24 protein-coding genes are annotated in these 26,529 nt (G+C 71.3%); 10 read left to right on the top strand and 14 right to left on the bottom strand.

Features of this window, described 5'->3' with window-relative positions:
• Window positions 1-2 precede the first annotated feature (2 nt).
• Entirely contained in the window at window positions 3-1,511 is a 1,509-nt protein-coding gene (gene glpK, locus BA062_RS15430; RefSeq protein ID WP_110336834.1) for a glycerol kinase GlpK, read from the top strand.
• Between the two features lie 14 nt (window positions 1,512-1,525).
• Here the strand turns inward: glpK and BA062_RS15435 are convergent, their stop codons facing one another.
• On the bottom strand, window positions 1,526-2,152 hold the full coding sequence (locus tag BA062_RS15435; RefSeq protein ID WP_110336836.1) for an MBL fold metallo-hydrolase: 627 nt from the start codon (window positions 2,150-2,152) through the stop codon (window positions 1,526-1,528).
• Window positions 2,149-3,234 carry an S-(hydroxymethyl)mycothiol dehydrogenase gene (locus BA062_RS15440; protein ID WP_110336838.1) on the bottom strand — a complete coding sequence of 362 codons (1,086 nt, stop codon included), beginning with the start codon at window positions 3,232-3,234 and terminating at the stop codon, window positions 2,149-2,151. The genes BA062_RS15435 and BA062_RS15440 overlap by 4 nt, the downstream gene beginning before the upstream one ends.
• A gap of 154 nt (window positions 3,235-3,388) precedes the next feature.
• On the opposite strand from BA062_RS15440, the gene BA062_RS15445 reads away from it, so the two are divergent.
• The gene (locus BA062_RS15445) at window positions 3,389-4,663 is read left to right on the top strand and encodes a helix-turn-helix transcriptional regulator (protein WP_110336840.1); all 1,275 of its coding nucleotides are present in this window, start codon (window positions 3,389-3,391) and stop codon (window positions 4,661-4,663) included.
• 2 nt (window positions 4,664-4,665) lie between these two features.
• Here the strand turns inward: BA062_RS15445 and BA062_RS15450 are convergent, their stop codons facing one another.
• Window positions 4,666-5,361 carry a GntR family transcriptional regulator gene (locus tag BA062_RS15450; protein WP_110336842.1) on the bottom strand — a complete coding sequence of 232 codons (696 nt, stop codon included), beginning with the start codon at window positions 5,359-5,361 and terminating at the stop codon, window positions 4,666-4,668.
• 94 nt (window positions 5,362-5,455) lie between these two features.
• On the opposite strand from BA062_RS15450, the gene BA062_RS15455 reads away from it, so the two are divergent.
• Both BA062_RS15455 and BA062_RS15460 read left to right on the top strand, forming a co-directional pair.
• Window positions 5,456-6,622 (top strand): mandelate racemase/muconate lactonizing enzyme family protein, encoded by a 1,167-nt coding sequence (locus BA062_RS15455; protein ID WP_110336844.1) that lies wholly within the window; start codon window positions 5,456-5,458, stop codon window positions 6,620-6,622.
• Window positions 6,623-6,686: 64 nt separating this feature from the next.
• Window positions 6,687-8,072 (top strand): cation:dicarboxylate symporter family transporter, encoded by a 1,386-nt coding sequence (locus tag BA062_RS15460; protein ID WP_110336846.1) that lies wholly within the window; start codon window positions 6,687-6,689, stop codon window positions 8,070-8,072.
• 3 nt (window positions 8,073-8,075) lie between these two features.
• On the opposite strand, the gene BA062_RS15465 is transcribed toward BA062_RS15460, so the two are convergent.
• Window positions 8,076-8,957: a cytidyltransferase gene (locus tag BA062_RS15465; RefSeq protein ID WP_245959828.1), complete on the bottom strand. Its 882-nt coding sequence runs from the start codon at window positions 8,955-8,957 to the stop codon at window positions 8,076-8,078.
• A gap of 196 nt (window positions 8,958-9,153) precedes the next feature.
• Here BA062_RS15465 and BA062_RS15470 point away from each other — a divergent pair, with 196 nt between their 5' ends.
• From BA062_RS15470 to BA062_RS15485, 4 genes are all read left to right on the top strand, one after another.
• Window positions 9,154-9,807 (top strand): TetR/AcrR family transcriptional regulator, encoded by a 654-nt coding sequence (locus BA062_RS15470; RefSeq protein WP_168213977.1) that lies wholly within the window; start codon window positions 9,154-9,156, stop codon window positions 9,805-9,807.
• Between the two features lie 179 nt (window positions 9,808-9,986).
• Window positions 9,987-10,895: an SMP-30/gluconolactonase/LRE family protein gene (locus tag BA062_RS15475; protein WP_110336850.1), complete on the top strand. Its 909-nt coding sequence runs from the start codon at window positions 9,987-9,989 to the stop codon at window positions 10,893-10,895.
• Window positions 10,896-10,909: 14 nt separating this feature from the next.
• Window positions 10,910-12,469 carry an AMP-binding protein gene (locus BA062_RS15480; RefSeq protein ID WP_168213978.1) on the top strand — a complete coding sequence of 520 codons (1,560 nt, stop codon included), beginning with the start codon at window positions 10,910-10,912 and terminating at the stop codon, window positions 12,467-12,469.
• Window positions 12,470-12,504: 35 nt separating this feature from the next.
• The gene (locus BA062_RS15485) at window positions 12,505-13,233 is read left to right on the top strand and encodes an SDR family NAD(P)-dependent oxidoreductase (protein ID WP_168213979.1); all 729 of its coding nucleotides are present in this window, start codon (window positions 12,505-12,507) and stop codon (window positions 13,231-13,233) included.
• Here the strand turns inward: BA062_RS15485 and BA062_RS15490 are convergent.
• The 6 genes from BA062_RS15490 to BA062_RS15515 all read right to left on the bottom strand — a co-directional run bounded on the left by BA062_RS15490 (window position 13,197) and on the right by BA062_RS15515 (window position 19,594).
• Window positions 13,197-14,774, bottom strand: coding sequence for an MFS transporter (locus BA062_RS15490; protein WP_110336856.1), 1,578 nt, complete (start codon window positions 14,772-14,774; stop codon window positions 13,197-13,199). The genes BA062_RS15485 and BA062_RS15490 overlap by 37 nt on opposite strands.
• A gap of 103 nt (window positions 14,775-14,877) precedes the next feature.
• Window positions 14,878-15,513, bottom strand: coding sequence for a class II aldolase/adducin family protein (locus tag BA062_RS15495; RefSeq protein ID WP_110336858.1), 636 nt, complete (start codon window positions 15,511-15,513; stop codon window positions 14,878-14,880).
• Window positions 15,513-16,466: a sugar-binding transcriptional regulator gene (locus tag BA062_RS15500; RefSeq protein WP_168213980.1), complete on the bottom strand. Its 954-nt coding sequence runs from the start codon at window positions 16,464-16,466 to the stop codon at window positions 15,513-15,515. Before BA062_RS15500 ends, BA062_RS15495 begins: the two co-directional genes overlap by 1 nt.
• A gap of 94 nt (window positions 16,467-16,560) precedes the next feature.
• Complete coding sequence (locus BA062_RS15505) at window positions 16,561-17,328, bottom strand: glucose 1-dehydrogenase (protein WP_110336862.1); 768 nt, start codon at window positions 17,326-17,328, stop codon at window positions 16,561-16,563.
• Window positions 17,325-18,296, bottom strand: coding sequence for a carbohydrate kinase family protein (locus tag BA062_RS15510; RefSeq protein WP_110336864.1), 972 nt, complete (start codon window positions 18,294-18,296; stop codon window positions 17,325-17,327). Before BA062_RS15510 ends, BA062_RS15505 begins: the two co-directional genes overlap by 4 nt.
• Window positions 18,293-19,594 (bottom strand): MFS transporter, encoded by a 1,302-nt coding sequence (locus BA062_RS15515; protein WP_110336866.1) that lies wholly within the window; start codon window positions 19,592-19,594, stop codon window positions 18,293-18,295. The genes BA062_RS15510 and BA062_RS15515 overlap by 4 nt, the downstream gene beginning before the upstream one ends.
• A 187-nt stretch (window positions 19,595-19,781) precedes the next feature.
• On the opposite strand from BA062_RS15515, the gene BA062_RS15520 reads away from it, so the two are divergent.
• Window positions 19,782-21,326, top strand: coding sequence for an FGGY family carbohydrate kinase (locus BA062_RS15520; protein ID WP_110336868.1), 1,545 nt, complete (start codon window positions 19,782-19,784; stop codon window positions 21,324-21,326).
• Window positions 21,326-22,327: an NAD(P)-dependent oxidoreductase gene (locus BA062_RS15525; RefSeq protein ID WP_110336870.1), complete on the top strand. Its 1,002-nt coding sequence runs from the start codon at window positions 21,326-21,328 to the stop codon at window positions 22,325-22,327. Before BA062_RS15520 ends, BA062_RS15525 begins: the two co-directional genes overlap by 1 nt.
• Before the next feature lie 44 nt (window positions 22,328-22,371).
• Here the strand turns inward: BA062_RS15525 and BA062_RS15530 are convergent, their stop codons facing one another.
• The 4 genes from BA062_RS15530 to BA062_RS15545 are packed head-to-tail and all read right to left on the bottom strand — an operon-like array spanning window position 22,372 to window position 26,516.
• Window positions 22,372-23,538, bottom strand: a complete 1,167-nt coding sequence (locus BA062_RS15530; RefSeq protein WP_245959829.1) for an acetyl-CoA C-acyltransferase — start codon at window positions 23,536-23,538, stop codon at window positions 22,372-22,374.
• Window positions 23,539-23,543: 5 nt separating this feature from the next.
• On the bottom strand, window positions 23,544-23,972 hold the full coding sequence (locus tag BA062_RS15535) for a MaoC family dehydratase (protein ID WP_110336872.1): 429 nt from the start codon (window positions 23,970-23,972) through the stop codon (window positions 23,544-23,546).
• A complete protein-coding gene (locus BA062_RS15540) occupies window positions 23,969-25,186 on the bottom strand; it encodes an MFS transporter (protein ID WP_110336874.1) in 1,218 nt (405 codons plus the stop codon). Before BA062_RS15540 ends, BA062_RS15535 begins: the two co-directional genes overlap by 4 nt.
• On the bottom strand, window positions 25,176-26,516 hold the full coding sequence (locus BA062_RS15545) for an MFS transporter (RefSeq protein ID WP_110337411.1): 1,341 nt from the start codon (window positions 26,514-26,516) through the stop codon (window positions 25,176-25,178). Before BA062_RS15545 ends, BA062_RS15540 begins: the two co-directional genes overlap by 11 nt.
• Between the last annotated feature and the right edge of the window lie 13 nt (window positions 26,517-26,529).

A 26,529-nucleotide genomic window follows, 5' to 3' on the forward strand; every position in this document is an offset into this window, starting at 1 on the left:
CGATGACCTTTGTGGCGGCCATCGACCAGGGCACCACCAGCACGCGCTGCATCCTGTTCGACGACTCGGGCACTCCGGTGGCCAGTGCGCAGCGGGAACACGCGCAGTTGCTGCCGCGGCCGGGGTGGGTCGAGCACGATCCGCGGGAGATCTGGGCGAACACCCGGGAGGTCGTCGGCGAGGCGCTGGCGCGCGCCGGCGTCTCGTCCACGGACATCGCGGCCGTGGGCATCACCAACCAGCGCGAGACCACCGTCGTGTGGGACCGTCGCACCGGCGAGCCGGTGTACAACGCGATCGTCTGGCAGGACACCCGCACTGACCGGCTCGTGCGGGAGCTGGGCGGGCGCGGCGGTGGGGCCGACCGCTACCGCGACGTCACCGGGCTGCCGCTGGCGACCTACTTCTCCGGGCCGAAGGCCGCGTGGATCCTGGACAACGTCGACGGTGCGAGGGCTCGGGCCGAGCGCGGAGACCTGCTGCTGGGCACCATCGACTCGTGGTTGCTGTGGAACCTGACCGGCGGGCCCGAGGGCGGGGTGCACCTGACCGACGTCACCAACGCCTCCCGCACGATGCTCATGGACCTGCACAGCCTCTCGTGGGATCCCGCGATCGCCGGGGACCTGGGCATTCCCCTGGCCATGCTGCCGGAGATCCGCTCCAGTTCCGAGGTCTACGGCACGGTGCGGACCCTCGGAGAACTGTCCGGGGTGCCGATCACCGCCGCGCTCGGTGACCAGCAGGCCGCCACGTTCGGCCAGGTGTGCTTCGAGCCCGGCATGGCCAAGAACACCTACGGCACGGGCAACTTCGTGCTGCTCAACACCGGGGAGAAGGCGGCGGGCTCGGCGAACGGCCTGCTCACCACCGTGGCCTACCAGCTCGGCGGGCAGCGGCCCGCCTACGCGCTGGAGGGCTCCATCGCGGTCACCGGGTCACTGGTGCAGTGGCTGCGCGACAATCTCGGCCTGATCGAAACGGCGCCCGAGATCGAGACGCTCGCCCGCACGGTCGAGGACAACGGCGGCGCGTACTTCGTGCCCGCCTTCTCCGGGCTGTTCGCGCCGCACTGGCGGTCCGACGCCCGTGGCGCGCTCGTCGGGCTCACGCGCTACGTCGGCAAGGGCCATCTCGCCAGGGCGGTGCTGGAGGCGACGGCGTTCCAGGTGCGTGAGGTGGTGGACGCGATGAACGCCGACGCCGGGCTCGCCCTGACCGAACTGCGCGCCGACGGCGGCATGGTGGGCAACGAACTGCTGATGCAGTTCCAGGCCGACCTGCTCGACGTGCCGGTGCTGCGCCCGCGGGTCACCGAGACCACGGCACTCGGCGCGGCCTACGCCGCGGGGCTCGCCGTCGGGTTCTGGGCAGGCCAGGACGAGCTGGCCGCGCTCTGGGCCGAGGACAAGCGCTGGCTGCCCGGGATGGCACCCGACGTGCGCGAGCGCGAGCTGCGGCAGTGGAGCAAGGCCGTGCGGCGGACCCTGGAGTGGGTGGATGGCGAGTGACACGCCGGGCAGGGTCAGTGTCCTCGGGCGATCCACTCCTCCAGGTGCGGTGCTTCGGCGCCGATGGTGGTGTGGTCGCCGTGGCCGGTGTGCACGCGCGTGTCCTCGGGCAGCGCGAACAGGCGGTCCCGGATCGAGCCGATGATCGTCGGGAAGTCGGAGAACGAGCGCCCGGTGGCACCGGGCCCGCCCGAGAACAGCGTGTCGCCGGAGAAGAGGGCCCCGGCCTCGGGCAGGTGCAGGCAGATCGACCCGGGTGAGTGCCCCGGCGTGTGGATCACCTCCAGTTCCGTTCCCGCCACCGCGATCCGCTCGCCGTCGCCCGTCCGCCAGAACGTCTCGCCGGGGTGGGTCAGCTCCCACAGTTCCCGGTCGCCGGGGTGCAGCAGCACCGGCGCGTAGAGCTCCTTGCCCAGCTGCGGGGCGAAGGTGACGTGGTCGTTGTGCCCGTGCGTGCAGACCACGGCCACGACGTTGCGCCCCGCCACGGCCTCGGTGATCGCCGTGTCGTCATGGGCGGCGTCCACGATCACGACCTCGCGGTCGTCGCCGATCAGCCAGACGTTGTTGTCCACCTCCCATGTGCCGCCGTCCAATGCGAAGACGCCGGAGGTGACGACCCGCTCGATCCGCAGGCTCACAGGATCACCACCGAGCGCAGCACCTCGCCGGCGTGCATCGTGTGGAAGGCCTTCTCCACGTCCTCGAGCGCGATCCGCTCGGTGACGAACCTCTCCAGCGGCAGCCTGCCCTGCAGGTACAGGTCCACCAGCATCGGGAAGTCCCGCTCCGGCAGGCAGTCGCCGTACCAGGAGGACTTGAGTGCGCCGCCGCGGGAGAAGAAGTCGAGCAGCGGCATCTCCAGGCGCATGTCCGGCGTGGGCACCCCGACGAGCACGACCGTGCCCGCCAGATCGCGGGCGTAGAACGCCTGCTTCCACGTCTCCGGGCGGCCGACGGCGTCGATCACGACGTCGGCGCCGAATCCGCCGGTCAGGCCCTGGATCGCCTCGACGGCGTCGGCCTCGGTCGCGTCGACGGTGTGCGTCGCGCCCAGCTCGACCGCCCAGCCGAGCTTCCTCGCGTCGCGGTCCACGGCGATGATCGTGGACGCACCCGCCAGCCGGGCACCGACGATCGCCGCGTCGCCCACGCCGCCGCAGCCGATCACGGCGACGGAGTCACCCCGGCCCACCGCGCCGGTGTTCACCGCCGCACCGAGCCCGGCCATCACGCCACAGCCGAGCAGCCCGGCGACCGCGGGATCGGCGGCCGGGTCGACCTTCGTGCACTGCCCGGCGTGCACGAGCGTCTTGTCCGCGAACGCGCCGATGCCCAGCGCGGGGGTCAGCTCGGTGCCGTCCGTGAGCGTCATCTTCTGGTTCGCGTTGAACGTGTCGAAGCAGTACTGCGGCCGCCCCCGTTTGCAGGCCCGGCACTGCCCGCACACGGCCCGCCAGTTCAGGACCACGAAGTCGCCGGGCCGGACCGAGTCCACGCCCTCGCCGACGCTCTCGACGGTGCCCGCGGCCTCGTGCCCGAGCAGGAACGGGAACTCGTCGTTGATCCCGCCCTCCCGGTAGGTCAGGTCGGTGTGGCAGACGCCGCACGCGGCGATCGCGACCACGACCTCACCGGGCCCCGGGTCGGGCACCACGATGTCCGTCAGCTCCACCGGAGCCTGCTTCGACCGGGCGATCACACCGCGCACCTGCTGTGGCATCTCGACTGCTTCCTTCACCGCTCGACGAAAAGGCATGCGCGACAGCGCATATCCTGGGCGACACTAGCCCCGGCCTGCCGCGCCCGCGACCTGATCGTCAGGCCAGGAAAACCTCGACTTCCGGCCAGGTTGCCGTGCGGCTACGCTGACCCGGATGCCCGAGCACCCGACACCACCCGCGCAGGACTGCCTCCTCGCGCTGCGGGATGTGATCGACGGCCCGCTGCACGAGATCGCGGGCCGGTTCTCCCGGTTCCTGTCCGACCGGTGGCCGCACACCGCGCTGGTCGTCTTCACCAGGGAGTGCACCGGCCGTCCGCGCAAGGTCGCCGGGGACACCGAGACGATCAACAAGGTCACGATCGGCGAGCTCGAACAGCTCAAGGCTCTCGTCGAGCCCGGGCACGCACTCGGCATCACGGCGACCATCGCCGGCGCACCCCGGACCGTGTGGGCCGTGCAGGACCCGATCGGCACGCTGCTCGTCCTCATCCCCCGCGCGTCACGGAAACGCCTTCCCGAGCCCGCCGCGCTCGCCGACCTCTTCGGCATCGTCGCCACCTCGATCCGGCAGCAGGTCGCCCAGGCGAGTCCCGACTACCTCGCCGAGTCCAGGGCGGCCTCCACCGAGCGCGCCCGCACCATCGCGGAAATGGCCGCCGCACAGGAGACCGCGCTCGTCGCCATCCTCACGACGCTGCGCTCCACCCGGCTCGACGACCACCGCGCCCGGGTCGCCGCCACCGAGTCGGCCTCCGCGGCACTCGTGGCGCTGCGCTCGGCGCAGAAGACCGACCTGGCACTGTCGGAGGAGCCCGCCTCGGCGGCGTTCACCAAGCTGCGCAAGAAGATCCGGCAGACGCTGCGCCACCACGACGCGCAGCTCGACCTCGTGCCCCCCGCCCCGGCAGCGCGACCGCTGCCGGGCGACATCGCCCACGCCGCCCGTGCCATGACCCTGACCGCCGTGCTGGCCTTCACCGCCCAAAAAGGACTCGGACGGCTGAGGGTCGCGTGGGAGTCCGACGACACCTCACTCCGGATCGACGTGCGGGACCAGGAGTCCGGCAGCCTCGACGTCAACGACCTGCGCCACCAGCTCGACGGCCGCGCCAGGACGCTCGGCGCCACGGTCGAGCTCGAAGCGGTGCCCGGCTGGGGCAGCCGGATGACCATCCACCTGCCGTTCGAACCCACCCACGACCACGCGGGCGAAACCCGGCTGGAGAGCCTCAACCGACGGGAGCTGGAGGTGCTGCGGTCGCTCACCCAGGGCAAACGCAACAAGGCCATCGCCGCGGAACTCGGGGTCACCGAGAGCACCGTCAAGTTCCACGTCGCCGGGGTCCTCAAGAAACTGGAGGTCTCCTCGCGCGGCGAGGCGGCCGCGCTGGCGATCAACGCCGGGTTCGCGCCCCACCCGCTCTGACCTCACCCGGTGGCCAGGTCCCCCCGTTCCCGTTCTCGCTGCTCGAGTTCCGCGATGGCGGTGGCGGTGAGGCTGCGTTCGATGTGGGCGCGCATCAGCTCGCTCGCCGCGGTGGCGTCACCGGCCTCGATGAGACCGACGAGCTCGTGGTGCTCGCGGTGGTCCCGGGTGCGCGGTTCGTCCCCGGGCGGGAGCTCGAGCCCGAGCCTGCGGTAGCGGTCCGACTTGTCCCACAGGTCGTCGAGCATCCTGATGAGCACGTCGTTGCGCGAGGCCACGTACAGCGCACGGTGGAAGGCCCGGTGCGCGGTGAGCGCCTCCTCCCCCCACGCCCTCGTGACGGGCAGGAGCCGGGCGGCGGCACCGCGCAGCGCGACGACGTCGGCGTCCGTGCGGCGCTGGGCGGCCAGCATCGCGGCGGTCGGGTCGAGCGACAGCCGCACCTCGAAGAGCTGGCGGGCCTCGGTCGCGTTGATGGCCGCGACCCGGGCGTCGCGCTGGGTGTCGAGGTCGATCAGCCCCTCGCTGCTGAGGCGCCGGATCGCCTCGCGCAGCGGGGTGAGACTCATGCCGAGTGCCTGGGCGAGGTCGCGCTGAGCGAGCTTCGACCCGGGCGGCAGCTCTCCGCTGAGGATCCGGGTCCGTAGCTCCACGTAAGCCGCATCGCCCTTGCTCGAGAACACGTTCGCGCTCGTCACCCGTCACTCCCTCACGGAAACCGGTGCTTGTGCATCGGCCGGGCCTCACCGTACCATCCCGTTGCAATTTATAAATTACAACGAGAGTGAGACCGTGAAGATCGTCGATGTGTACGAGGGCGTCGTCCCCATCAGCTCCTCAATCCGCAATGCCTGGATCGACTTCAGCTCGATGGACTGCTCGATCGTGGCGGTCGTGTCGGACGTCGTGCGAGACGGGAAACCGGTGGTCGGCTACGGCTTCAACTCCAACGGGCGCTACAGCGCGGGTGAGATCCTGCGCCGCAGAGTGATCCCCCGCCTGCTCGACGCCGATCCCGGGTCGCTGCTCGCCGAGGACGGCCAGCTCGACCCCGCCCGCGCGTGGGACGCGGTGATGACTAACGAGAAGCCGGGCGGGCACGGCGAACGCTCGGTCGCGGTCGGCGTCGTCGACATGGCGCTGTTCGACCTCGCCGCCAAGCTGGCCGGGCAGCCGCTGTACCGCTGGCTGTCGGACCGCTATGGCGACGGCGCCCCCGACGACAAGGTCTTCGTCTATGCGGCGGGCGGCTACTACGCGCCCGGCAAGACGCTGCGCGACCTCCAGGACGAGATGAAGGGCTTCCTCGACCAGGGCTACCGCGTCGTCAAGATGAAGATCGGCGGCGCCGACCTGGCCGAGGACCTCAAGCGCATCGAGGCCGTACTGGAGGTGCTGGACGGCGACGGCTCCAGGCTCGCGGTCGACGTCAACGGCCGGTTCGACCTCGCGACCGCACTGGAGTACGGCCGGGCCATCGAGCCGTACGGGCTGTTCTGGTACGAAGAGATCGGCGACCCGCTCGACTACCGGCTCAACGCCGTCGTATCCGAGCACTACCACGGCCCGATCGCGACCGGCGAGAACCTGTTCTCCCTCCAGGACTCCCGCAACCTCATCCGCTACGGCGGCATGCGCTCCGACCGCGACTACATCCAGGTCGACCCCGCGCTGAGCTACGGACTGACGGAGTACCTGCGAATCCAGGACATGCTCGCCCGCCACGGCTGGTCGTCGCGCCGGTGCATCCCCCACGGCGGCCACCAGTTCTCCCTGCACATCGCCGCCGCACTCAAGCTGGGCGGCAACGAGTCGTACCCCGGCGAGTTCCAGCCCACCGGCGGGTTCGCCGACGGCGCCGTCGTCGAGGACAGCCACGTCGGCCTGACCGAGACGCCGGGCATCGGCTTCGAGGAGAAGGCCGAGTTCTACCGGGTTCTGCGCGCCCTGCACCCCTGACCGGCACGCCGCCAGGCGTGTCCGCATCGCCCTCCACACACCGTCGTGCCAAGGAGCAACAACGATGTCGTCCCTCTCCAGCCCCGCCCGCGCGCCGCGCTCCCGCTTCCGCAGGCTGCTCGGCGAGCTCTGGTTCCAGGTGATCGTCGCAGCCGTACTCGGAGTCGCCGTCGGACTGGCCCTCCCCGCCGTCGGATCGAGCCTGAAGCCGCTCAACGACTGGTTCATCGCGCTGGTCAAGATGATCGTCATCCCCGTGGTGTTCTGCGTCGTCACCACCGGTATCGCGTCGATGGACAACCTGCGCAAGGCAGGCCGGATCGGCGCGAAGGCGCTGGGCTATTTCCTGGTCCTGTCGCTGTTGTCAATGCTGATCGGCCTGCTCGTGGCCAACGCGTTCCAGCCCGGCGCTGGCATGAACGTCGATCCCGCGACGCTCGACGCGAGCGCCATCCCCGACGAGGCCACCCAGCAGCACGCCACCTTCACCGACTTCGTGTCCGGGCTGATCCCGGAGTCGCTGTTCGGCGCGCTCACCGGTGACGCCATCCTCGCCGCCCTGCTGGTCTCGATCGTGTTCGGCGTCGCGCTCAACATGGCGGGCCCAGCGGGCGCCCCGCTCACCCGGGGAATCTCAGCTCTGTCCACAGTGGTCTTCCGGATCGTCGGCTGGGTGATGCGGCTTGCCCCGATCGGCACGTTCGGCGCGCTCGCGACCGTCGTCGCCACATACGGCGCGAGCAGCCTCCAGCAGCTCGGCTACCTCATCCTGCTGTTCACCGGCACGTGCGTCGTCTACGTGGCGGTGATCCTCGGAGCGATCATGAAGACGTGCAAGCTGAGCCTGCTGGGCCTGATGCGCTTCCTCAAGGCAGAGCTGCTCGTGGCGCTGTCCACGTGCTCCAGCGAAGCAGTCCTCCCCCAGCTCGTGCGCAAGCTGGAAATCATGGGAATCGGCCGCCCGGTCGTCGGGATCGTCATCCCGTCGGGCTTCTCGTTCAACCTTGACGGCTCCGCGGTCTACCTCACGATGGCCTCGCTGTTCCTCGCTCAGGCACTGGGAATCGACCTGAGCTGGCAACAGCAGCTGGTGATGGTCGGCGTGATGATGCTGACCAGCAAGGGCACCGCCGGAATCGCGGGTGGCGCGTTCATCGTCCTGGCCAGCACCATCACCGCGGTGGGGCACATGCCGCTGGCCGCGCTCGCCCTGATCGTCGGCATCGACCGCATCCTCAACGAAGGCAGGGTGTTCATCAACGTCCTCGGCAACGCCGTGGCCGCGATCGTGATCGGCAAATGGGAGAAGGACTTCGACCACGACCGCGCCACCACGGTCCTGAACGCACGGGCCGCCGAACTGGACGCCATCGAAGCCGACTACGACGCCGCCCAGCACACGCGGGAGCACGATCCGGATGCCGCACTCGCACGGGACACCCGACGCTGAGCGTTATCGACTCTCTGACCGAACGGCCCGGCCTGGTTCGCTGACGTCGTGCCGCCTTCGGTCGGGGGCCGGCGGGACCTCCGCGAGCCGGTTGCCCACGAACTCCAGCTGGACCGCGCCGCTCGGCAGGTCCGTCGCCTCGATCGCCACGGTGCGGCGCTCGCTCACCCACACCGGCACCCGCCTGGTCTCCGCCAGCAGCGCGGTGTACGGGCCGGGCGCGGGCAACGCCGTGCCGCGCGCGACCATCAGCTCGCGGTCACGCAACACCCCGTCCACCCGGTGCGGGCGGCCGAGTGCCCGCGTGGCGGCCCGGACGTCGCCCCGGCGCAGGCAGTCGCGGATGTGCGTCGAGGAGAAGCGGACGTCGCCCTCCCGCAGCAGCACCGCGCTGAAGGTGGTGAAGCCGTGCCGGCGGCCCAGCCGGCGCAGCGTGTCGACGGTGCCGGCGCCCCGGTGGCCGAAGGTGAAGTTCTCGCCCACCACGACGGCATCGGCCCGCAGCTTCCGGGCGAGCACCGTGGCCGCGAACTTCTCCGGGGACAGCTGCGCGAACTCTCGGGTGAAGGGCAGGACGCAGATCGCGTCGACCCCGAGTGCCGCGGCCAGTTCCGCGCGGCGGCCCAGGCTGCACAACGCCGCCGTGTCCTTCCGCGCGCCGACCACGCTCGCCGGATGCGGGGTGAAGGTCACCAGCACGACAGGCAGCCCACGGGACTCGCCAAGCCGCACGGCTTCGCCGATGAGCCTGGCGTGCCCGCGGTGCACACCGTCGAACACGCCCAGGGTGAGTACGCAACGCCCGTGCCCGGCGGGCACTTCCTCCAGGCCGTGCCATACCGGCACGCGACTCGGGACGACCGCTGCGGGGTCCGCGATGGCCACGGCGCTCACCTCGTTCCCCGTGGACTGATCGACATCTTTGTCACCTCCACTGTACGCTTTGCGTACATCTTGACCGCATTGCGTTCAGCTGATGCTCCCCCACGTCCCGCCGCACGTCAAGAGGAGGCGCTCGCCGCGCACCGGCAGAGCCGCCCGCGGCCGACACCCGAGGAGCCAGCCAGCGATAATCGCGGGCGTGGACACGACTGAGGGGCTGACCGCCGCGGCGACCGGCCCGGCCGGGGGAGCAAAAAAACGGCGGTCCAACGCCGAGCGGAGCGCCACCACCCGGTCGGCCGTACTGGACGCGACCATCACGGCGATCGTCCGGTACGGCTACCGCGGCGCCACGTCCGAGCGGATCGCGGAGCTCTCGGGACTGACCAGGGGAGCACAGAAGCACCACTGGTCCAACAAGGCCGAGATGGTCGCCGAGGCCCTGCTCCACCTGCACGACAAGCTGATGGCCGTGACCATCGCCGAACTTGAGCGGGCCGCGGACCAAGGTGTCGGCCCCGCGCTCGAGGCGCTCTGGCGGTCCTTCAAGTCCGACCTGTTCACGGCCGCCGACGAGCTGCACATCGCGGCACGCAGCGACGAGGAACTGCGCACGCTGCTGATCGACGTCGAGCGGGAGATCGGCCGCCGGATCCGCGACATCACGATGTCCATGCTCGACGACGGACGCCAGTCCCGGCAGCGGCTCGCCGACATCGGGGCCCACGCCATCAACGTCATGCGCGGCATGGCCTTCCAGTCCGCACTGCTGCCCAGCCCCGAACGCGAGCGCCGCCAGCTCGCGGTGCTCGAGGAGTCCGTGCGCGACCTCCTGCGCCCCGGCTCCGACTGACCCTCGCTGACCACCCGACCGGGTACAGTTCGCTCGATTGACATCCAGCCCGGGATGTTTGTATGTTTGCCCGCATCGGCCGACGACGAGCGGACGGCCTTGGTCACGAGCACCCGGCCGTTGCCGGACGGGGCTTCCATTCACGGCACCACGACGTAAAGAAAAGCGAGGCGTTCGCCATGACGACGACGAGTCCCGTCCAGTTGCTCGCGAGCGGTGGTCACTACTTCGAGGGTGCCCGCTGGCACGACGGCCGGTGGTGGGTGTCGGACATCTACGCCCAGACGGTCTGCACCTATGACACCGCCGGCAACCGCACCGATGTCATGCACGTCCCGAACAACCCGTCCGGACTCGGCTGGCTGCCCGACGGTTCGCTGCTGGTGGTGTCGATGCACGACCGCAAGCTGCTGCGCCGCTCCCCCGGCGGCGAGGTGAGCGTGCACTCCGACCTCTCCCACCTGTGCGCTCACGAGCTCAACGACATGGTCGTCACCGCGAGCGGGCACGCCTACGTGGGCACGATCGGCTTCGCCATCGCCGAGGGTGACGAGCTGCGCCCCGGCGCCGTGTACCGCGTGGACCCCGACGGGACTCCGAGCGTGGCCGCCGACGACCTCATCTGTCCGAACGGGATGGTGATCACCAACGACGGGCGCACCCTGATCGTCGCGGAGTCGTTCTCCTCCCGGCTCACGGCCTTCACGATCGGCGACGATGGCACGCTCTCCGGCCAGCGGGTCTGGGCGCAGGTCGGTGAGGACCCCGGCCTGGTCCCGTTGCCGGAGGCGATGGCCAAGGCCGAGCTATGGCCCGACGGGTGTGCCATCGACGCGGAGGACCACGTGTGGGTGGCGGACGCGGGACACAAGCGCGTCGTGCGCATCGACCCCTCGGGTGCCATCGTCGACGAGATCCGCGACGGCGACGAGCTGGGCATCTACGCGTGCGCGCTCGGCGGCGAGGACGGGCGGACACTGCTGCTGTGCTCCGTGCCCGACTTCTTCGCCGCGGCGACGGGTGCCGACACCGACAAGGCCGTGCTCAAGACCACCACGGTCAGTGTGCCGCACGGCGGCAGGCCGTAGCGATCATGTCCACAATGGATCCGGCGAACCTGCTGCGCAAAAGCGCCCGTCTGTTCGGGACCAACCTCGCCGTCGTCTGCGAGGGACGTCGGCAGACCTATGGTGAGCTGTTCGACCGCGCGATCCGGCTCGCGAACGCGTTGCGGGACGCGGGTGTCCGGCCGGGCGAGCGCGTCGCGATGCTGGGCGACAACGCGTTCGAAAGCCTCGAGCAGATCGCGGGACTGGCCGTGGGCGGGTACGTGCGGTGCGCGCTCTACGCGCACGACTCACCGGAGCGGCACCACTACCTGCTCGACCTCGTGGGCGCGCGGGCGCTGATCGTGCAGGACAGGTACTACGACGCGGTGGCGCCGCTACTGGCCGAACTCCCCGGGCTGAACACGGTCCTGGTGCTCGGGAAGAGCCCGGCGGGAGCGCGCTCCTACGCCGACGCGCTGGCGGCCGCGTCGCCGGACGACCCCGGGGTACCGGTGGCCGAGGACGACCCGCACATCATCCGGTTCTCGGCAGGCACCACGGGTAAGCCGAAGGGCATCCTGCACACGGTGGGCGGCTGGATGGACATGGGCAACGAGATCGCGCTCGTCGTCCCGAGGTTCACCGAGCGGGACCGGTACCTGGTCCCGGCTCCCCTCGGCCACGCCGCGGGCATGTTCGTCTGGCCGCTGCTCGCCGCCGGCGCGGCGTGCGTGGTGATGCCCGCCTACGACACCGCGCGCTTCCTGGAGCTGATCGAGACCGAACAGGCGACCCTCGCGCTGGTCGTGCCGACGATCATGCGGATGGTCATCGACCACCCCGACGCGCGGACGCGCGATCTCCGCAGCCTGCGCGCGGTGCTCTACGGGACGGCCCCGGCTCCCGCGGCGACGCTCACGGAGGCGATCGCCTTGTGGGGCAACATCATGTACCAGGTCTACGGGCAGAGTGAAGGGCTGCCCATGACCGTGCTGGCCCCCGAGCACCACGTGGTGGACGGCACCGAGCAGCAGCGCCGCCGGCTGCGCTCGGCGGGGCGGCCGACACCGAACTCCGACATCGTCATCCTCGACGACGACGGCAACCGCCTGCCGCCGGGCGAGATCGGCGAGATCGCGGGCCTCACGCCCGGCCGCATGCGCGAGCTGTGGGGCAGCCCCGAGGCCACCGCGGAGCGGTTCACGCCCGACGGGTACCTGCGCACCAGGGACATGGGTTTCCTGTCCGAGGACGGGTTCCTCTTCCTGAGTGACCGCAAGGAGGACACCATCATCTCCGGCGGTTACAACATCTGGCCCACGGAGCTGGAGGACGCACTCACCGGACATCCCGCGGTGTCCGAGGCGGCCGTGGTCGGGGTCCCGCACGACAAATGGGGCGAGACACCGCACGCCGTGGTGGTCCTGCGCGACGGCGCGCACGCGTCCGAGGACGAACTCGTCGCCTGGACGCGGGAAAGGCTCGGCGCGGTGAAGAAGGTGACGGCGGTGCACTTCGCGCAGTCCCTGCCGCGCTCGCCGATCGGCAAGATCCTGCGCCGGGTGCTGCGCGAGCAGCTCGCATCCGAAACCGGCACGAAGACTGAAGGGTAGCGATGTTCCCCCGACTCAGAGACAAGGTCGCGATCGTGACCGGTGCCGCCCACGGTATCGGCGAGGCGGCCGCCCGCCGGTTCGTCGCCGAGGGGGCGAAGGTGGTGCTGGCCGATGTCTCGGAACGGGGGCTTCGCGCACTGAGCGCCGAACTCGGCGACGCCGCGCTGGCCGTCCGGTGCGACGTGGCGGACGAGGCGGACGTCTCCGCGGCCGTCCTCCGCGCCGTCGGTGAGTTCGGCGGCCTCGACATCCTGTTCAACAACGCGGCCATCGGCTCCCGTGGGCACATCGTCGAACTGGACCTGGCCGACTGGGACCGGGTGTTCGCGGTGAACGTCGGCGGGGTGCTGCACGGCATCCGTGCCGCGGTGCCCGCGATGCGCGAGCGCGGAGGCGGCGCGATCCTCAACACGTCCTCGCTCGTCGGCCGCCGAGGGGGTCCGGGGATCGCCGCCTACGCGGCGTCGAAGGCCGCCGTCGAGTCCGTCACCAGGTCGGCGGCACTGGAGCTGCGGCCGGACGGTATCCGCGTCAACGCGCTCGTGCCCGCGATGATCAGGACCCGCGCCGCCGACGCGAGCGCCCCGTTTCTCGGTGAGGCGCTCGGCACCGACGTCGCGGGCTACCTCGAGCAGCGGCAGGGCCGGTGGGGCGAGCCTGCGGAGGTCGCCGCCGTCGCCGCCCACCTCGTCAGCGACGAGGCCTCCTTCGTCACCGGTCAGGCCTACGTGCTCGACAACGGCGCGACCGCGCACGCCTGAGCCGGACCGGCCGGCGAGGGCTCAGGCCGGACGGCGTCCTTCGTCCTGCGCAGCACGACCATGCCGGCCACCGCGAAGACCACGACCACGGTGGCGCCGATGACCGCGACGGTGGCCAGGCCGCTGGTGAAGGCGTCCCGCGCCGAGGCCAGGAGCGTCCCGGCGGCCTGGTGGTCGAGCGTGCCCGCCGCGTTGACCGCGCCAGCCAGGCTCTCGGAGGCCTCGGCGGCCGCGCCGGCCGGGACATGGCCGGGAACGCTCACATCGTGCCGGTAGACGGCCGTGCCCACGCTCCCGAACACCGCGATCCCCATCGCGATGCCGAACTCGGCGCTGGTCTCCGACATCGCCGAGGCGGCCCCGGCCTTGCGCGGCGGCACCGAGCCGACCACCATCTCGGTGCAGAGCACCCCCTGCGGCCCCATCCCGAAGCCGGCCACCGACAGGCCGAGCACCACCAGCACGACGCCGTTGCCGCCGCCGGCCTGGGTGAACAGCAGGATCCCCGCCGCGGCCACGAGCATCCCGAAGCCGAGCACGAACTCCGGGCGGATCCGCTTGGCCAGCCGCGGCGCGACGAGCGACCCGATCACCACGGCGATCGCCTGCGGCACCAGCGCGACACCGGCCTGCGCCGCCGACAGGCCCTCGACCAGCTGAAGGTACTGACTGACCAGCAGGAAGACGCCACCCATCGTGATCGCCCCGACGAGCATGATGCTCAGTGCGGCCGTGAACGTCCGGTTGCGGAACAGGCCGAGATCCAGCATCGGGTCGGCGAGCCGCCGCTGACGCCGCGCGAACAGCACGCCGAGGCCGAGCCCGGCCGCGAGCACGACCAGGCTGCGCGTGTCCGGCCCGCCCTTCGCGATCTCCTTCAGCGCGAACACCACGGGCAGGATCGCGCCGAGCGAGAGGAGCACGCTCGCGAGGTCGAGCCTGCCCGCGTGCTCGTCGCGGTACTCCGGCAACAACCTGGGCGCCGTGGCCAGCAGGAGCACCATGACCGGCACGGCGAGCAGGAAGACCGCGCCCCACCACGCGACCTCCAGCAGCAGGCCACCGACGAGCGGCCCGACCACCATGCCACCCATGAAGCAGCTCATCCACACGGCGATCGCGGTGCCGCGCTGCCTCGGGTCCGGGAACATGTTGCTGATCAACGCCAAGGTGGAGGGCATCAGCGTCGCTCCGGCGATGCCCAGCAGGGCCCTCGCCCCGATGAGCATCGCCGGGCTGACCGCGAACGCCGCCGCCACCGACGCCATCCCGAACGCGGCGCCACCGATCATGAGCAGCTTCCGGCGCCCGATCCGGTCGCCCAGCGTGCCCATCGTGACCAGGAACCCCGCGACCAGGAACCCGTAGCTGTCGATGATCCAGAGCAGCTCGGTGCTGCTGGGCCGCAGGTCGGCGGCCAGCTGTGGCACCGCGAGGTGCAGCACGCTCATGTCCAACGACAGCAGCAGGGTCGGCAGGGCCAGCACCGCCAGCCCCGTCCACTCGCGGCGCCCCGCCAGCGCGTTCGTCTGCACCGTCATCACCCGTCTCCGTGGTCTAGATCCTTACCTCTCACCACTACGTCGAACGGGTTCGCGCGATTTCGACAGCCACGGGCGACTGTTTCGACGGGTTATGGCCGCCTCATGCGTGATGCAGGGAGCGGTAGGCCGCCTCCGGGAACGCGGTCGTCGTGTCGCCGAGACACAGCGCACGGTAGGTCGCGATCGCCGCTTCCTCCAGATTCATGGCCCGCCGGAACGCCATGCCGACGTCCTCCCCCAGCGCCGAGCAGCCGTGGTTGCCCATGATCACGCAGTTGTGGACCCTGGCCTCCTCGGCCGCCGTGTCGGCCAGCTCGTCCGAGCCGTTGGGATAGTAGTCGGTGCGCCCCACCGACTTCACGTACACGGCATGGTCCAAAGTGAACAGCCGGACCGGATGACCGAGTGCGTCGACGAGCACCGCGTGCTGCGGGTGGATGTGGATCACGGAGTTCACGTCGTCACGAACCCGGTAGGTGCGCTGGTGCAGCTTCCATTCGCTCGACGGCGACGGGTGGCCGCCGACCACCTCGCCGTCGAGGTTCATCGTGCTGAAGTCCGCGGGTTCGAGCCGGTCGAGCCAGGTGCCCGACGCGGTGACCACGAACTCGGCCGTACCGGGCAGCCGGGCCGACAGGTTGCCTCCGCTGGCGAGCACGAGACCACGTTCGACCGCCATCCGGCCGACGTCGATCAGCTGCTCGACGAGCTCGCCGACGGTGGTTGCCTTCTTCATTACCCACTCTTTCTCTTGTCGGATGCCGCCTTGGTGAGAGCCTTCGCGGTGTCGACGTCGGTGACCACCATGTTCATCAGCCCAGTCCGCAGCGCGGTCTCGAGCGCGTGCACCTTGTGCGGGCCGAACGACACCGCGACGCGATGCGGAATCGCCGTCAGTTCCTCCAGGGAGAGCCCGACCACGCGCTCGTCCACCTCCCCGCCGACGCTGCGTCCGGTGGTGTCGAAGAACCGGGCGGAGATGTCGCCCACCGCGCCGTTCGCGACCAGCTGCCGCTGCTCGGACCGGCCGAGCACATCGATGAGGATGCCGGACCTGGGGTCCATGCCGCCGACGCCGGCGATCAACAGGTCGGCGCCCGCCGCCAGCTGCATGGTCTCCCGCACGCCGGGGTCGGCACGGAAGGCCGCGGCGGTCTCGGGCGTCGAGGCGAGGATCGGCGCGGGCAGGTGGTAGGTCCGTGCTCCGAACGCGGTGCCGAGCCGCAGCGCCAGCTCGTGCGGGTTCATGCCCCGGGAGATGCCACCCCAGCTGCCGGCCAGCGGCACGAACCCGAGGTCCGGCGTGGGTTCGGCGTGGACGTGCGGCACGATCGCGGCGACGCTGGACGACAGCCCCACCGCGACGGTGCCCGACGTGGGCACGAGCGCACGCAGGCACTGCGCCCCGGTCATGCCCACCGAATCGGCGGTGCGCCGCTCGTCGGCGAAGCTCGGCGCGATCCAGACCTGCTGCAGGCCGAACCGGCCGACCAGCGCGGCTTCCAGGTCGTCGAACGGGCTGGCCGAGCTGTGGATCCTGATCTCGACGATGCCGGAGCGGCGCGCGTCGGCGAGCAGCCGGGTCACCTTCACCCGGGAGAGCCCGAGCAGCTCGCCGATCTCCTGGTGGGTCATGCCGTGCTGGTAGTGCAGGCGCGCGACGCGGCCCTGCAGCTCTCGCGACTCCATGAGCTGAACATCCGTTCTTGTGACCGAGCGTAGGTTCACGCTCATCTTGCCTCGTCCGCGACGGCTCCGTCGACCGGCCCGGCCCTGGTGCCGGTCACCAGCACGTGAAGCCCCCGTCCACCAGCAGGTCGACCCCGGTGCAGTAGCGCGCGGCATCCGAGCAGAGGAACACCGCGGGGCCCATGAGATCGTCCACTGTGGCCATCCGGCCCAGCGGGATGTCGCGCGCCCACGCCTCGCGCAGCTCCGCCACCTCGGGCCGTGCGGTCAGCGGCGTGAGCGTGTATCCCGGCGAGATCGCGTTGACCCGCACTCCCCTGTCCGCCCACTCGACCGCCAGCGATTTCGTCAGGTGGGCGACACCGGCCTTCGAGGCGTTGTAGTTGGCCTGCAAGAGACCCCGGTTGGCGATGGTCGCCGACATCGAGGCCGTGTTCAGGATGGCGCCGCCGCCCTGCGCCAGCATGACCCTGGCCTCGGCCTGAGCGCACAGGAACACACCGGTCAGGTTGACGTCCACGACCCGGCGCCAGTGGCCGGGGTCGAGCCGCTCCGAGGGCACGTCGCCGATCGCGATCCCCGCGTTGTTGCACGCGACGGACAGGCCGCCGAGCTCGGCGACCGTCCGCTGGACGGCGGCCTCCACGGCGTCGGCGTCGGTGACGTCGGCGGCGATCGCGATCGCGCGGCGGCCGTGCCGGGTCACCGCTTCCGCGGTGCGCTCGGCGAGCGCACCGTCCTTGTCGACGCACGCGACGTCGGCTCCCGCCTCGGCGAAGGCGAGGGCGATCGCCTCGCCGATGCCCTGGCCCGAACCGGTGACGAGGGCCTGCCTGCCGGTCAGTGAGAAGTCGGGTTTCATCGGCTCGTCCTTTCCTGGTGCCGCCGTGGGGTGGTCGCCATGAACCGGGTGAGCGCGGCGCGGTCGGTGAGGCCCGCGTCGGAGCCGAGCCCGGTCGCGACGAGGCTGCCGCAGGCGAGTCCGAGCTCCAGTGCCGTCTCCTCGGACGCGCCCTCCACGAGCCCGGTGATGAACCCGGCCGCGAACGCGTCGCCGCAGCCCGTCGTGTCGACGACGTCGACGTCGTAGGCGGGCCTGCGCAATCCGCCGCCGCCCCGCGCGGTCAGCTCGGCGCCGTCGCCGCCCTTGGTGATGACGACGCAGCCCGCTCCCGCGTCGAGGAGGAACCTCGCCGCCTCGGCGCTGTCGCCGGTGCCCGCCAGCGACAGCGCGTCCTCGTGGCTGGGGAACACGTAGTCCACAAAGGGCAGTACGGGCAGCAGCGCGGCGAGGTCGGCGTCGGTGTCCCCGGTCGGGATCAGGTCCAGGGTGGTGATCAGGCCCCGGCGCTTGGCCCGCTCCAGCATCCGCGCGGCGGGATCACCGTCCAGCCGCGGCAGCAGGCACGTGCCGCCGAGGTGGAACACCGTGGTCTCCGCCAGGTCGGACCACGGCACGTGATCCGCCTCGAGCATCGCGTTGGCACCTACCACATGCAGGGCGGGGCGGCTGCCGTCCGGCCGGATCGGCAGCATCGTCGCCGAGGTCGGAACACCGGGATGCTCGGTGAGCCACGCGCACCCGACGCCCTCGCCGAGCATCTTCTGCCGCAGGAACCCGCCGAGTGAGTCGTCGCCGAGCGCGCCGACGCTCTCCACGCGCACCCCGAGCCGGGCGAGGTCGACGGACGTCGCGGCGGCCGTGCCGGCGACGGTGATCGCGATCTCGTCGATCCGGCGCATGCCCTGTCCTGGCGGGATCTCGGTGACCGGCCTGCCCAGCACGTCGACGATGTGCAGGCCGACGCTGACGACGTCGTTGGCGCTCACGACGCGGCCACCTCGTCGCGCCCGGGCTTTCCCTCGCCGACGCCCGCGCGGTCGCCGCGTTCCCGCAGCCCGAAGGTGAGCGCGATCCCGACGGCGTAGAGCGCGGCGAGCAGCCACATCATCCCGCCGACGCCGAACGGGCCGAGGAAGGCGCGGGCCAGCAGCGGGCCGGTCGCGTTGCTGAGCCCGGCACCGAGGTTCAGGATCGCGACCGCGGCGGCCTTCTGCCGCGGCGCCAGCAGCGGCACGATCGCGCTCAGGGGCACGTAGGCCGCCATGGCCAGGCCGAGCAGGATCGCCACCGCGATGCTCGCGGCGAAGTTCGGGCCGAACCACTCGGGCACGTAGTACATCCCGAGGACGGTGATCACGCAGCCGAGCCCGCCGAACCAGGCGACCACGTTGATGCGCCCGATCTTGTCGCCGAGATAGCCGGCGAGGACGTTGCCGATGATGTTGGCGAAGAGCATCGTGCCCCAGATCGTCTGCCACTGCGGCAACGAGAACCCGACCTCGTTGACCATGTGCGAGGCGAGGAACACCGGGAAGGCGTAGAAGCACAACGTGTTGATGATGCGGACGACACCGCCGATGCCGACCTTGGGGTGTTCCCGCACGACCGTCAGCCCGCGCACGACCCCGCGCAGGTTCGTCCACGCGCCCGCCGTGGCCTCGTGGCGGCGCCCGCGCACGAGGAAAAGCACGATGACGCCGCCGGCCACGACGAAGGCCAGCGACACCCACATGGTCGCCAGCTCGCCGATGACGGGGATGACCGCACCGGCGAAGTAGGAGCTGAGCACGCCGAGCCCGGCCGTGGAGGCGAACCAGTACCACCCGACCGCCCTGCCGATCACGGCCTTGGGCGTGTCCATCGTGACCCAGACCAGGAACCCGTAGGCGAAGAACGGGTAGCCGAGACCGCGGATTCCGTAGGACACCAGCATGATCTCGTAGTTGCCCGCCGTCACGCCGAAGCCGAGGAAGATCACTTCGAAGAGGGCCCACACCACGAATCCGATGAGCATGACGCGCCGGGGGCCCCACGCCTCCGCGAGGGCTCCGGCAAGCCAGGCGGCGACCGCCACGACGACGCCGTAGACGCTGATGAGCGTGGCCACGCCCGCCGTGTCGAACCCCTGGGATTCCAGGTACGGACCCAGGAAGCCGAGCTCGATCCCGTCACCGACCATGAAGAGCAGCACCGCGAGATAGCCCCACGCCAGCGAGCGGACGATTCCCTGTCTCGCGAGCCAGCCCGCGAAGCCGGTGCGTGGTTCCTCGATCGCCTCTGCCATGCCGAACTCTCCTTTGAGCCCCAGTCCCGATTGAACAATTGTTCAGTATGATGCACGTCCGGTCGGAGGGTGACCCGCCGGGCCGCTCCTTGTCAAGCCCGGCCGGGGGCGGTTGACCGCGCGACGGCAGGGCCGTACGTTGTGAACCGTAGAACAAAGCTATGAACTATTGTTCAATGGAGAGCAGATGAGTCAGCCCCCGCACGCCGTGCTCGGCATCGACGCGGGCACCACGGCCGTCAAGGCGACCGTGCTCACCACCGAGGGCAGAGAGCTCGCGACGGCGCGGACGTCGGTGCACGTCGAACGGCCCGGCCCCGGCCGCGCCGAGCAGTCCATGCACGACGTCTGGAACGCCGTGACCGACACCGTGCGCCGGGCTCTGGACGCCGCGGGCGACGTCGAGGTCGTCGCCGCCGGTGTCACCGGGCAGGGCGACGGCGCGTGGCTCCTCGACGAGAACCACGAACCGGCGGGACCCGCGGTCCTCTGGCTGGACGGCAGGGCCACCGACCGGGTACGCGCCTGGGAGCGCGACGGCCGGGCGGCCGCGATCCGGCGCGTCACCGGTTCGACGCTGTTCCCCGGGGCGCTGCCCGTGCTGCTGGAGGAACTGGAGGCCACGCGACCGGAACTGCTCGCCAAGGCGCGCCACCAGGCCAACTGCAAGGACTGGATCCGCCTGCGCCTGACGGGAGTGCTCACCACCGACGCCTCCGAGGCGTCCCGGACCTATGTGGACACCGCCACCGGCACCTACTCGGCGGAGCTGATCGACACGCTGGGACACCAGCGGTTCACGGCGCTGCTGCCGCCCATCGTCCCCGCGGGCGAGCACCGGCCACTCACGACCTCCGCCGCGGCCGCGCTGGGCCTGCCCGCCGGGATCCCCGTGGTGACGGGCCTCGTCGACACCGCGGCCGGCGGCGTCGGGCTCGGCGTCGGCACACCGGGCCAGGCCTACGCCATCATCGGCACCACCGCGTTCCTCGGCACCCTGCACGCCACGGCGGCCGACGTGCGCACCGATGTCGGCATCACCCTGTCCACGGGGCAGGACGGCCGAGTGCTCGAATGCCTGTGCCCCATGTCCGGAACGCCGAACCTCGACTGGGTACGGGACCTGCTCGGCAGGCGTTCGCGGAGCTGGGAGGCGATCGAGGCCGAGGCACGCACCGTGCCGCCGGGCGCGGGCGGAGTGCTGTACCTGCCGTACGGGGCGGAGGCGGGCGAGCGCGCCCCGTTCACCGACCCGCACGCGTCGGCGGGCTGGCTCGGGCTGTCCACCGAGACGACACCCGCCCAGCTGCTGCGGGCCGTGTACGAGGGGCTGGCGCTCAGCCTGCGCGAATGCCGGGAAGCGCTGGGCGTCACCGGAACCCTGCGCCTGTGCGGCGGTGCGGCCACCAGCGGGCTGCTGTGCCAGATCCTCGCCGACGTCACCGGCTGCACCGTCGAGCGCGCCTCCGCCGGAGAGCTCGGCGCGCGCGGCGTCGCCGCCCACGCGCTCGCCGCGGTCTCGGGACTCGACGTGCCCACGGCCGCCGAGCGGCTGCTCGGCGAGCTCGACGTGTTCCGTCCCGACCCCGGCGTGCGCGACGTCTGCGACGCCCAGTTCGCGACGTTCGTGGCCGTCCGCGACGCCCTCCGTCCACAGTGGCCCGGCCTCCGCGCCCTGCGCACGGCGGGTGGCGGCCCATCCCCGTCCGACAACCACAAGGAGCTCACCTGATGACCACACCGCGCGTACTCGTGACCGCCGCCTTCGACCGGCACGTCGCCGAGGAGCTCGCGGCCGAGTTCGACGTCACCGTGGCCCCGCCCTCGGACACCGGGCGTTCGCTGGCCGACGCGGGGCTCGACGACGAGCTCGCCGCGGCCGACGCCGTCGTGTGCGAGCTGGACCTGCTCGACGAACGCTCGCTGGCGATCGCGGGCAACCTGCGGCTCGCGGTGTCCTGCCGCGCGGCACCGGTCAACATCGACCTGGACGCGTGCAGCCGGCGTGGTGTCCCGGTGGCCACCACTCCCGGTCGCAACGCCGACGTCACCGCCGATCTCACCTTCTCGCTGCTGCTGTCCGCGCTGCGCAACACGTCCCGCGCCGAGGCGTGGCTGCGCGCGGGCTCCTGGCACGGCGACGACGTGTTCGAGCCGTACCGGATCTTCCGAGGGCTCGGCCTGCGCGGCCGCACCCTCGGCATCCTCGGCGGCGGCGCCGTGGGCAGGCGCGTGCTCGCCAGGGCCCGCGCCTTCGGCATGAACGTGCTCGTCTACGACCCGTACCTGCCCGGGGACACGTTCGGGGACGAGGCCCGCCTCGTGCCACTGGAGGAACTGCTCGCCTGCTCCGACGTCGTGAGCGTCCACGTGCCGCTGATGGAGTCCACGATCGGGCTGATCGGGGCCGAGCAGCTCGCCACCATGCGCCAGGGCGCGTACCTGATCAACGCGGGCAGGGCCGCCGTCGTCGAGGAACAACCCCTGATCGACGCCCTGCGCGGCGGGCACCTCGCCGGTGCCGGGCTCGACGTGTTCTGGACCGAGCCGATCCCCGCGGACCATCCGCTGCTGTCGCTGCCCAACGTGACCCTCACCCCGCACATCGGCGGCGCTTCCGACGACGTGATCGCCGAGCACTCGCGGCTCGCCGCCGCGGCCCTGCGGGCGTGGCACGCCGGTGCGGAGATCCCCGCCGTGGCCAACGCGGCCGCCCTGCGCGCCAACGCCTGACCGGCCGCGGACACGGCGAGGAGTGGGACGGGGGGCGGGCGGTGCTACCGCCTGCGCAGCAGCACCGCCTGCCCCTGCCCGCCGCCACCGCAGATCGCCGCGATCCCGAACTCGGCATCGGCGCGAGGCAGTTGCGCGGCCAGCGTCTGCACGAGCCGGAATCCGGACGCGCCGAGGGGATGGCCCAGCGCGATGGCACCGCCGTGGACGTTCACCGTGTCGAGGTCCACGCCGAGCTTCCGGGTGCTGGCGAGCACGACACCGGCGAACGCCTCGTTGATCTCCCAGCGGCCGATGTCACCCACCGCGAGCCGGTTTCGTTCGAGCAGCACCTGGATCGCCTCGGCCGGCCTCAGGTGCAGGGCGGGGTCCGGGCCGGCCACCACCGCCCGGTCCACGATCTCGGCCAGCCCCGTGAGGCCACGTTCCCGTGCCGCACGCAAGGACATGAGCACACCGGCCGCGCCCGCGTCGGACATCTGGGACGCGTTGGCCGCGGTGATCGTGCCCTTCTCGGTGAACGCCGGGCGCAGCCGGGCGAGCGCTTCGGCCGAGCTGCCGGGCCGGACGCCCTCGTCGGTCTCGAGCGGTACACCGCCGACCGGCACGCACTCCCCGGCCAGGAGCCCCTCCTCGGTCGCCGCGGCGGCACGCAGGTGACTGTGTGCGGCGAACTCGTCCTGCGCGGCGCGGGTGATGCCGAGCCGCTCGTTCTCGGCGTCGGACAGTTCACCCATGCCCTGCTCCGCGAGGCCGCACCACAGGCCGTCGTGGACGAGCAGGTCGACCATCGTCGCGTCGCCGACCTTGCCCGCTCCCCGGACCCGCATCGCGTGGGGTGCCCTCGACATCGAGTCGAAACCGCCCACGACGGCCGTGCCGATCTCCCCCGTGCGGATCTGCGCGGCCGCCCAGCCGACGGCGCTCATGCTGGCGAGGCAGACGTCGTTGAGCGTCATGGCCGGGACCGTGATCGGCACGCCGGCACGGGCCGCCGCGAGCCGGGCGGGGTTCTGCCCGTTGCCGGCCTGGACGACGTTGCCGAGCAGCACGTAGTCCGGTGTGGGCCCGCCTGCGCGGGCCAGGGCGCCCGCGACGGCGGTGGCACCGAGGTCGAGCGCGCCGATCCCGGCGAGCGCGCCGCCGAACCTGCCGATGGGAGTGCGCGCCGCGGCCGCGAGCACGGGCACCCGGTCGTCCCGCGTGGACACGGCGGTCACTGCCCCAGCGCCATCGTGTAGCAGACCGCGGTGCCGGACAGGGCGACCGTGCCGTCGTCGCGGGTGACGCTCACCTTCAGCTTGGTGATGGGCTTGTCCTCGCGGGCCTCGGTCACCTCGACGCGGCCGGTGATCGTGTCACCGGGCCGCACGGGCGCCGAGAAGTCGAACTGGGTGTTGAGGAACACCGTTCCGGGGCCGGGCAGCTTCTCGGCGACCACCGCGTTGAGGATGGCACTGGTGATCCCGCCCTGGACGACGATCTCGCCGAACCGCGACGCCGCGGCGGCCTCGGCGTCGTAGTGCAGCGGGTTGCGGTCGCCGCTGATCTCGGTGAACAGCTCGATGTCCCTGGCCGTGACGAGCCTGCTCAGCTCCGCGGTCTGTCCGGCCGACGGCGCTCCGTGGGGCCAGCACGAGGTCATGTCGTCTCTCCAATCGGTTGGTCGGGCCGGGAGGCGGGCGCCTCCCGGCCGCCGAGTGCCCGCATGGCGAGTGCCCCCAGGATGGGACCTGGCGCGAGCACGAGGAAGGCGTAGCGCCAGCCGGTGAGGTCGGCCAGCACGGGAACGAGATTGATGGTGACCACGGTCAGCAGGAAACCGATCGCCGTCTGCGCGGTCAGCGCGGTCCCGACATAGCGGGAGTCGGCGACCTCGCTGAGCGCGGTGGAGAACACCCCGGAATCGGCGATCACCGCCGCGCCCCACACCACCAGCAGCACGAGCAGCACCGGCAACGCCGACCCGTAGAACAGCGGCGAGAGCACGCAGCACACTCCGCTGACCACCAGCGCCGCGCCGGCCGCCCGGGCGCGGCCGTACCGGTCGGCGGCCCAGCCGCCGAGCAGGCAGCCCGCGAACCCGGCGACCCCGATCGCGGCGAACGCCACGAGCCCCGTGGTCGTGTCGGCGGCCACCGTGCCGGCCGCCACGAACGAGGGCAGCCATGTCCAGAGCGCGTACAGCTCCCACATATGCCCGAAATAGCCCAGGTTCGCCAGCAGCGGCCCGCGCTCGCGGAACATCTCCAGCGCGTACCTCGGGCGGTGCCGGGCCGCACCCCCGGACAGGTACGGTCCCGGACGGACGAGGGTCACCGCGAGCAGGGCCGCGACGGCGCCCAGCGCGGCCGCGGCGCCCAGCACGCCCTGCCACGGCAGCGTGCCCAGGCCCTTGAGCAGCTGCGGCAGCGCGGAACCGAGCGTGAGCGCCCCGACCAGCACACCCAGCGCCAGCCCCCGGCCCGTCGAACCGAACCACGACGCCATCAGCTTCATGCCCACCGGGTACACCCCGGCCAGGAAGAATCCCGTGCACAGGCGCAGCACCACGGCGACCCCGAAACCGTCCGCGAACACCGGCACCGCCGCGGTCACGAGCGCCGCGCCGAGCGCCGAGCACGCCGCCACCCGCTGCGGAGGGAAGCGGTCCGGTAGGTTCAGCGCCGCCGACGTGATCGCGCCCGCGACGAACCCGACCTGCACCGACGCGGTCAGCCACACCGCCTGCGCGTCGCTGATGTGCCACACCTCGCGCAACGTCGGCACCACGGCCGACGCGGAGAACCACACCGCGAGACCGAACACCTGCATCGCGGCGATCAGGCCGAGCTGCACGTACCGGTGGTCACGTGTCATCGGCGCTCCTGCTCTTCTCCCGTGGCTCGCGGCGGTCGCCGCGATGGGTCTCCGGGCCGAGTGCCAGTGCCACGATGCTGATCACCCCGACCACGATCATGTAGGCGGCGATGGGCCAGTGGTGGTTGCCCGCGACGCCGAGCAGGGCCACCGCGATGACGGGAGAGAACCCACCCGCGATCAACGAGGACAGCTGGTAGCCCAGCGAGGCGCCGCTGTAGCGCACCCTGGCGTCGAACAGTTCGCTGAAGTACGCCGCCTGCGGACCGTACATCATGTCGTGGCCGATCATGCCGATCACCATCGCGAGCCAGATGACCACCGCCGAGCGGGTGTCGAGCATCCAGAAGAACGGGAACGAGAACAGGACCGACACCACCGCGCCCGTGAGATAGACCCGTTTCCTGCCGTACCGGTCGGACAGCCAGCCGAAGAACAGCAGGCTGACCAGGCTCAGCCCGGAGCTGATCAGGACACCCGTGAGCGCGACGGACTGGCTCAGCCCCAGCACGGTCGTGGCGTAGGTCAGCACGAACACGGTGAAGATGTAGAAGATCGAGTTCTGGGACAGTTTGACCCCGGCCGCGAGCAGCACGGCCCGCCACTGCGTGCGCAGCAAGGTCACCAGCGGCCTGCGGTCGACCTCGCCGGAGTCGGCGACCTCGGTGAAGGCGGGTGACTCCTCGACCTGCAACCGGATGAACAGCCCGACGAGCACCAGCACCGCCGAGAGCAGGAACGGGATCCGCCACCCCCACTGCAGGAAGGCGTCCTCCCCGAGCGCGTTGGTCAGCGCCATGAACACACCGTTGGCCAGCAGTAGCCCTGCGGGCACGCCGACCTGCGGCCATGCGCCGAAGAAGCCACGGGAGCGCTTCGGGGCGTGTTCGACGGCCATCAGCACGGCGCCGCCCCACTCGCCGCCGACGCCGAAGCCCTGCACGATCCGCAACAGCACCAGCAGCACCGGCGCCCAGATCCCGGCGACGGCGTACGTGGGCAGCACGCCGATCAGGGCGGTGGCGATGCCCATCATCAGCAGCGACAGCACAAGCATGGACTTGCGGCCGATCCGGTCCCCGAAGTGGCCCATCACGATGCCGCCGAGCGGCCGGGCGACGAACCCCGCGGTGTAGGTGGACAGCGCCAGCAGCGTTCCGGCCAGTGGCGAGAACGACGGGAAGAACAGCTTGTTGAACACGAGTGCGGCGGCGGTACCGTACAGGTAGAAGTCGTACCACTCGATCGCGGTGCCGATGAAACTGGCCACCGCGACCCTGCGGGCGGACGTTCCCCGCGTGGTGGTCGCGGTCGTGACGGTTGAGCTCATGGTCATCACCTCG

The sequence above is a fragment of the Prauserella flavalba genome, from assembly GCF_003202235.1.
GTDB lineage: Bacteria > Actinomycetota > Actinomycetes > Mycobacteriales > Pseudonocardiaceae > Prauserella_A > Prauserella_A flavalba.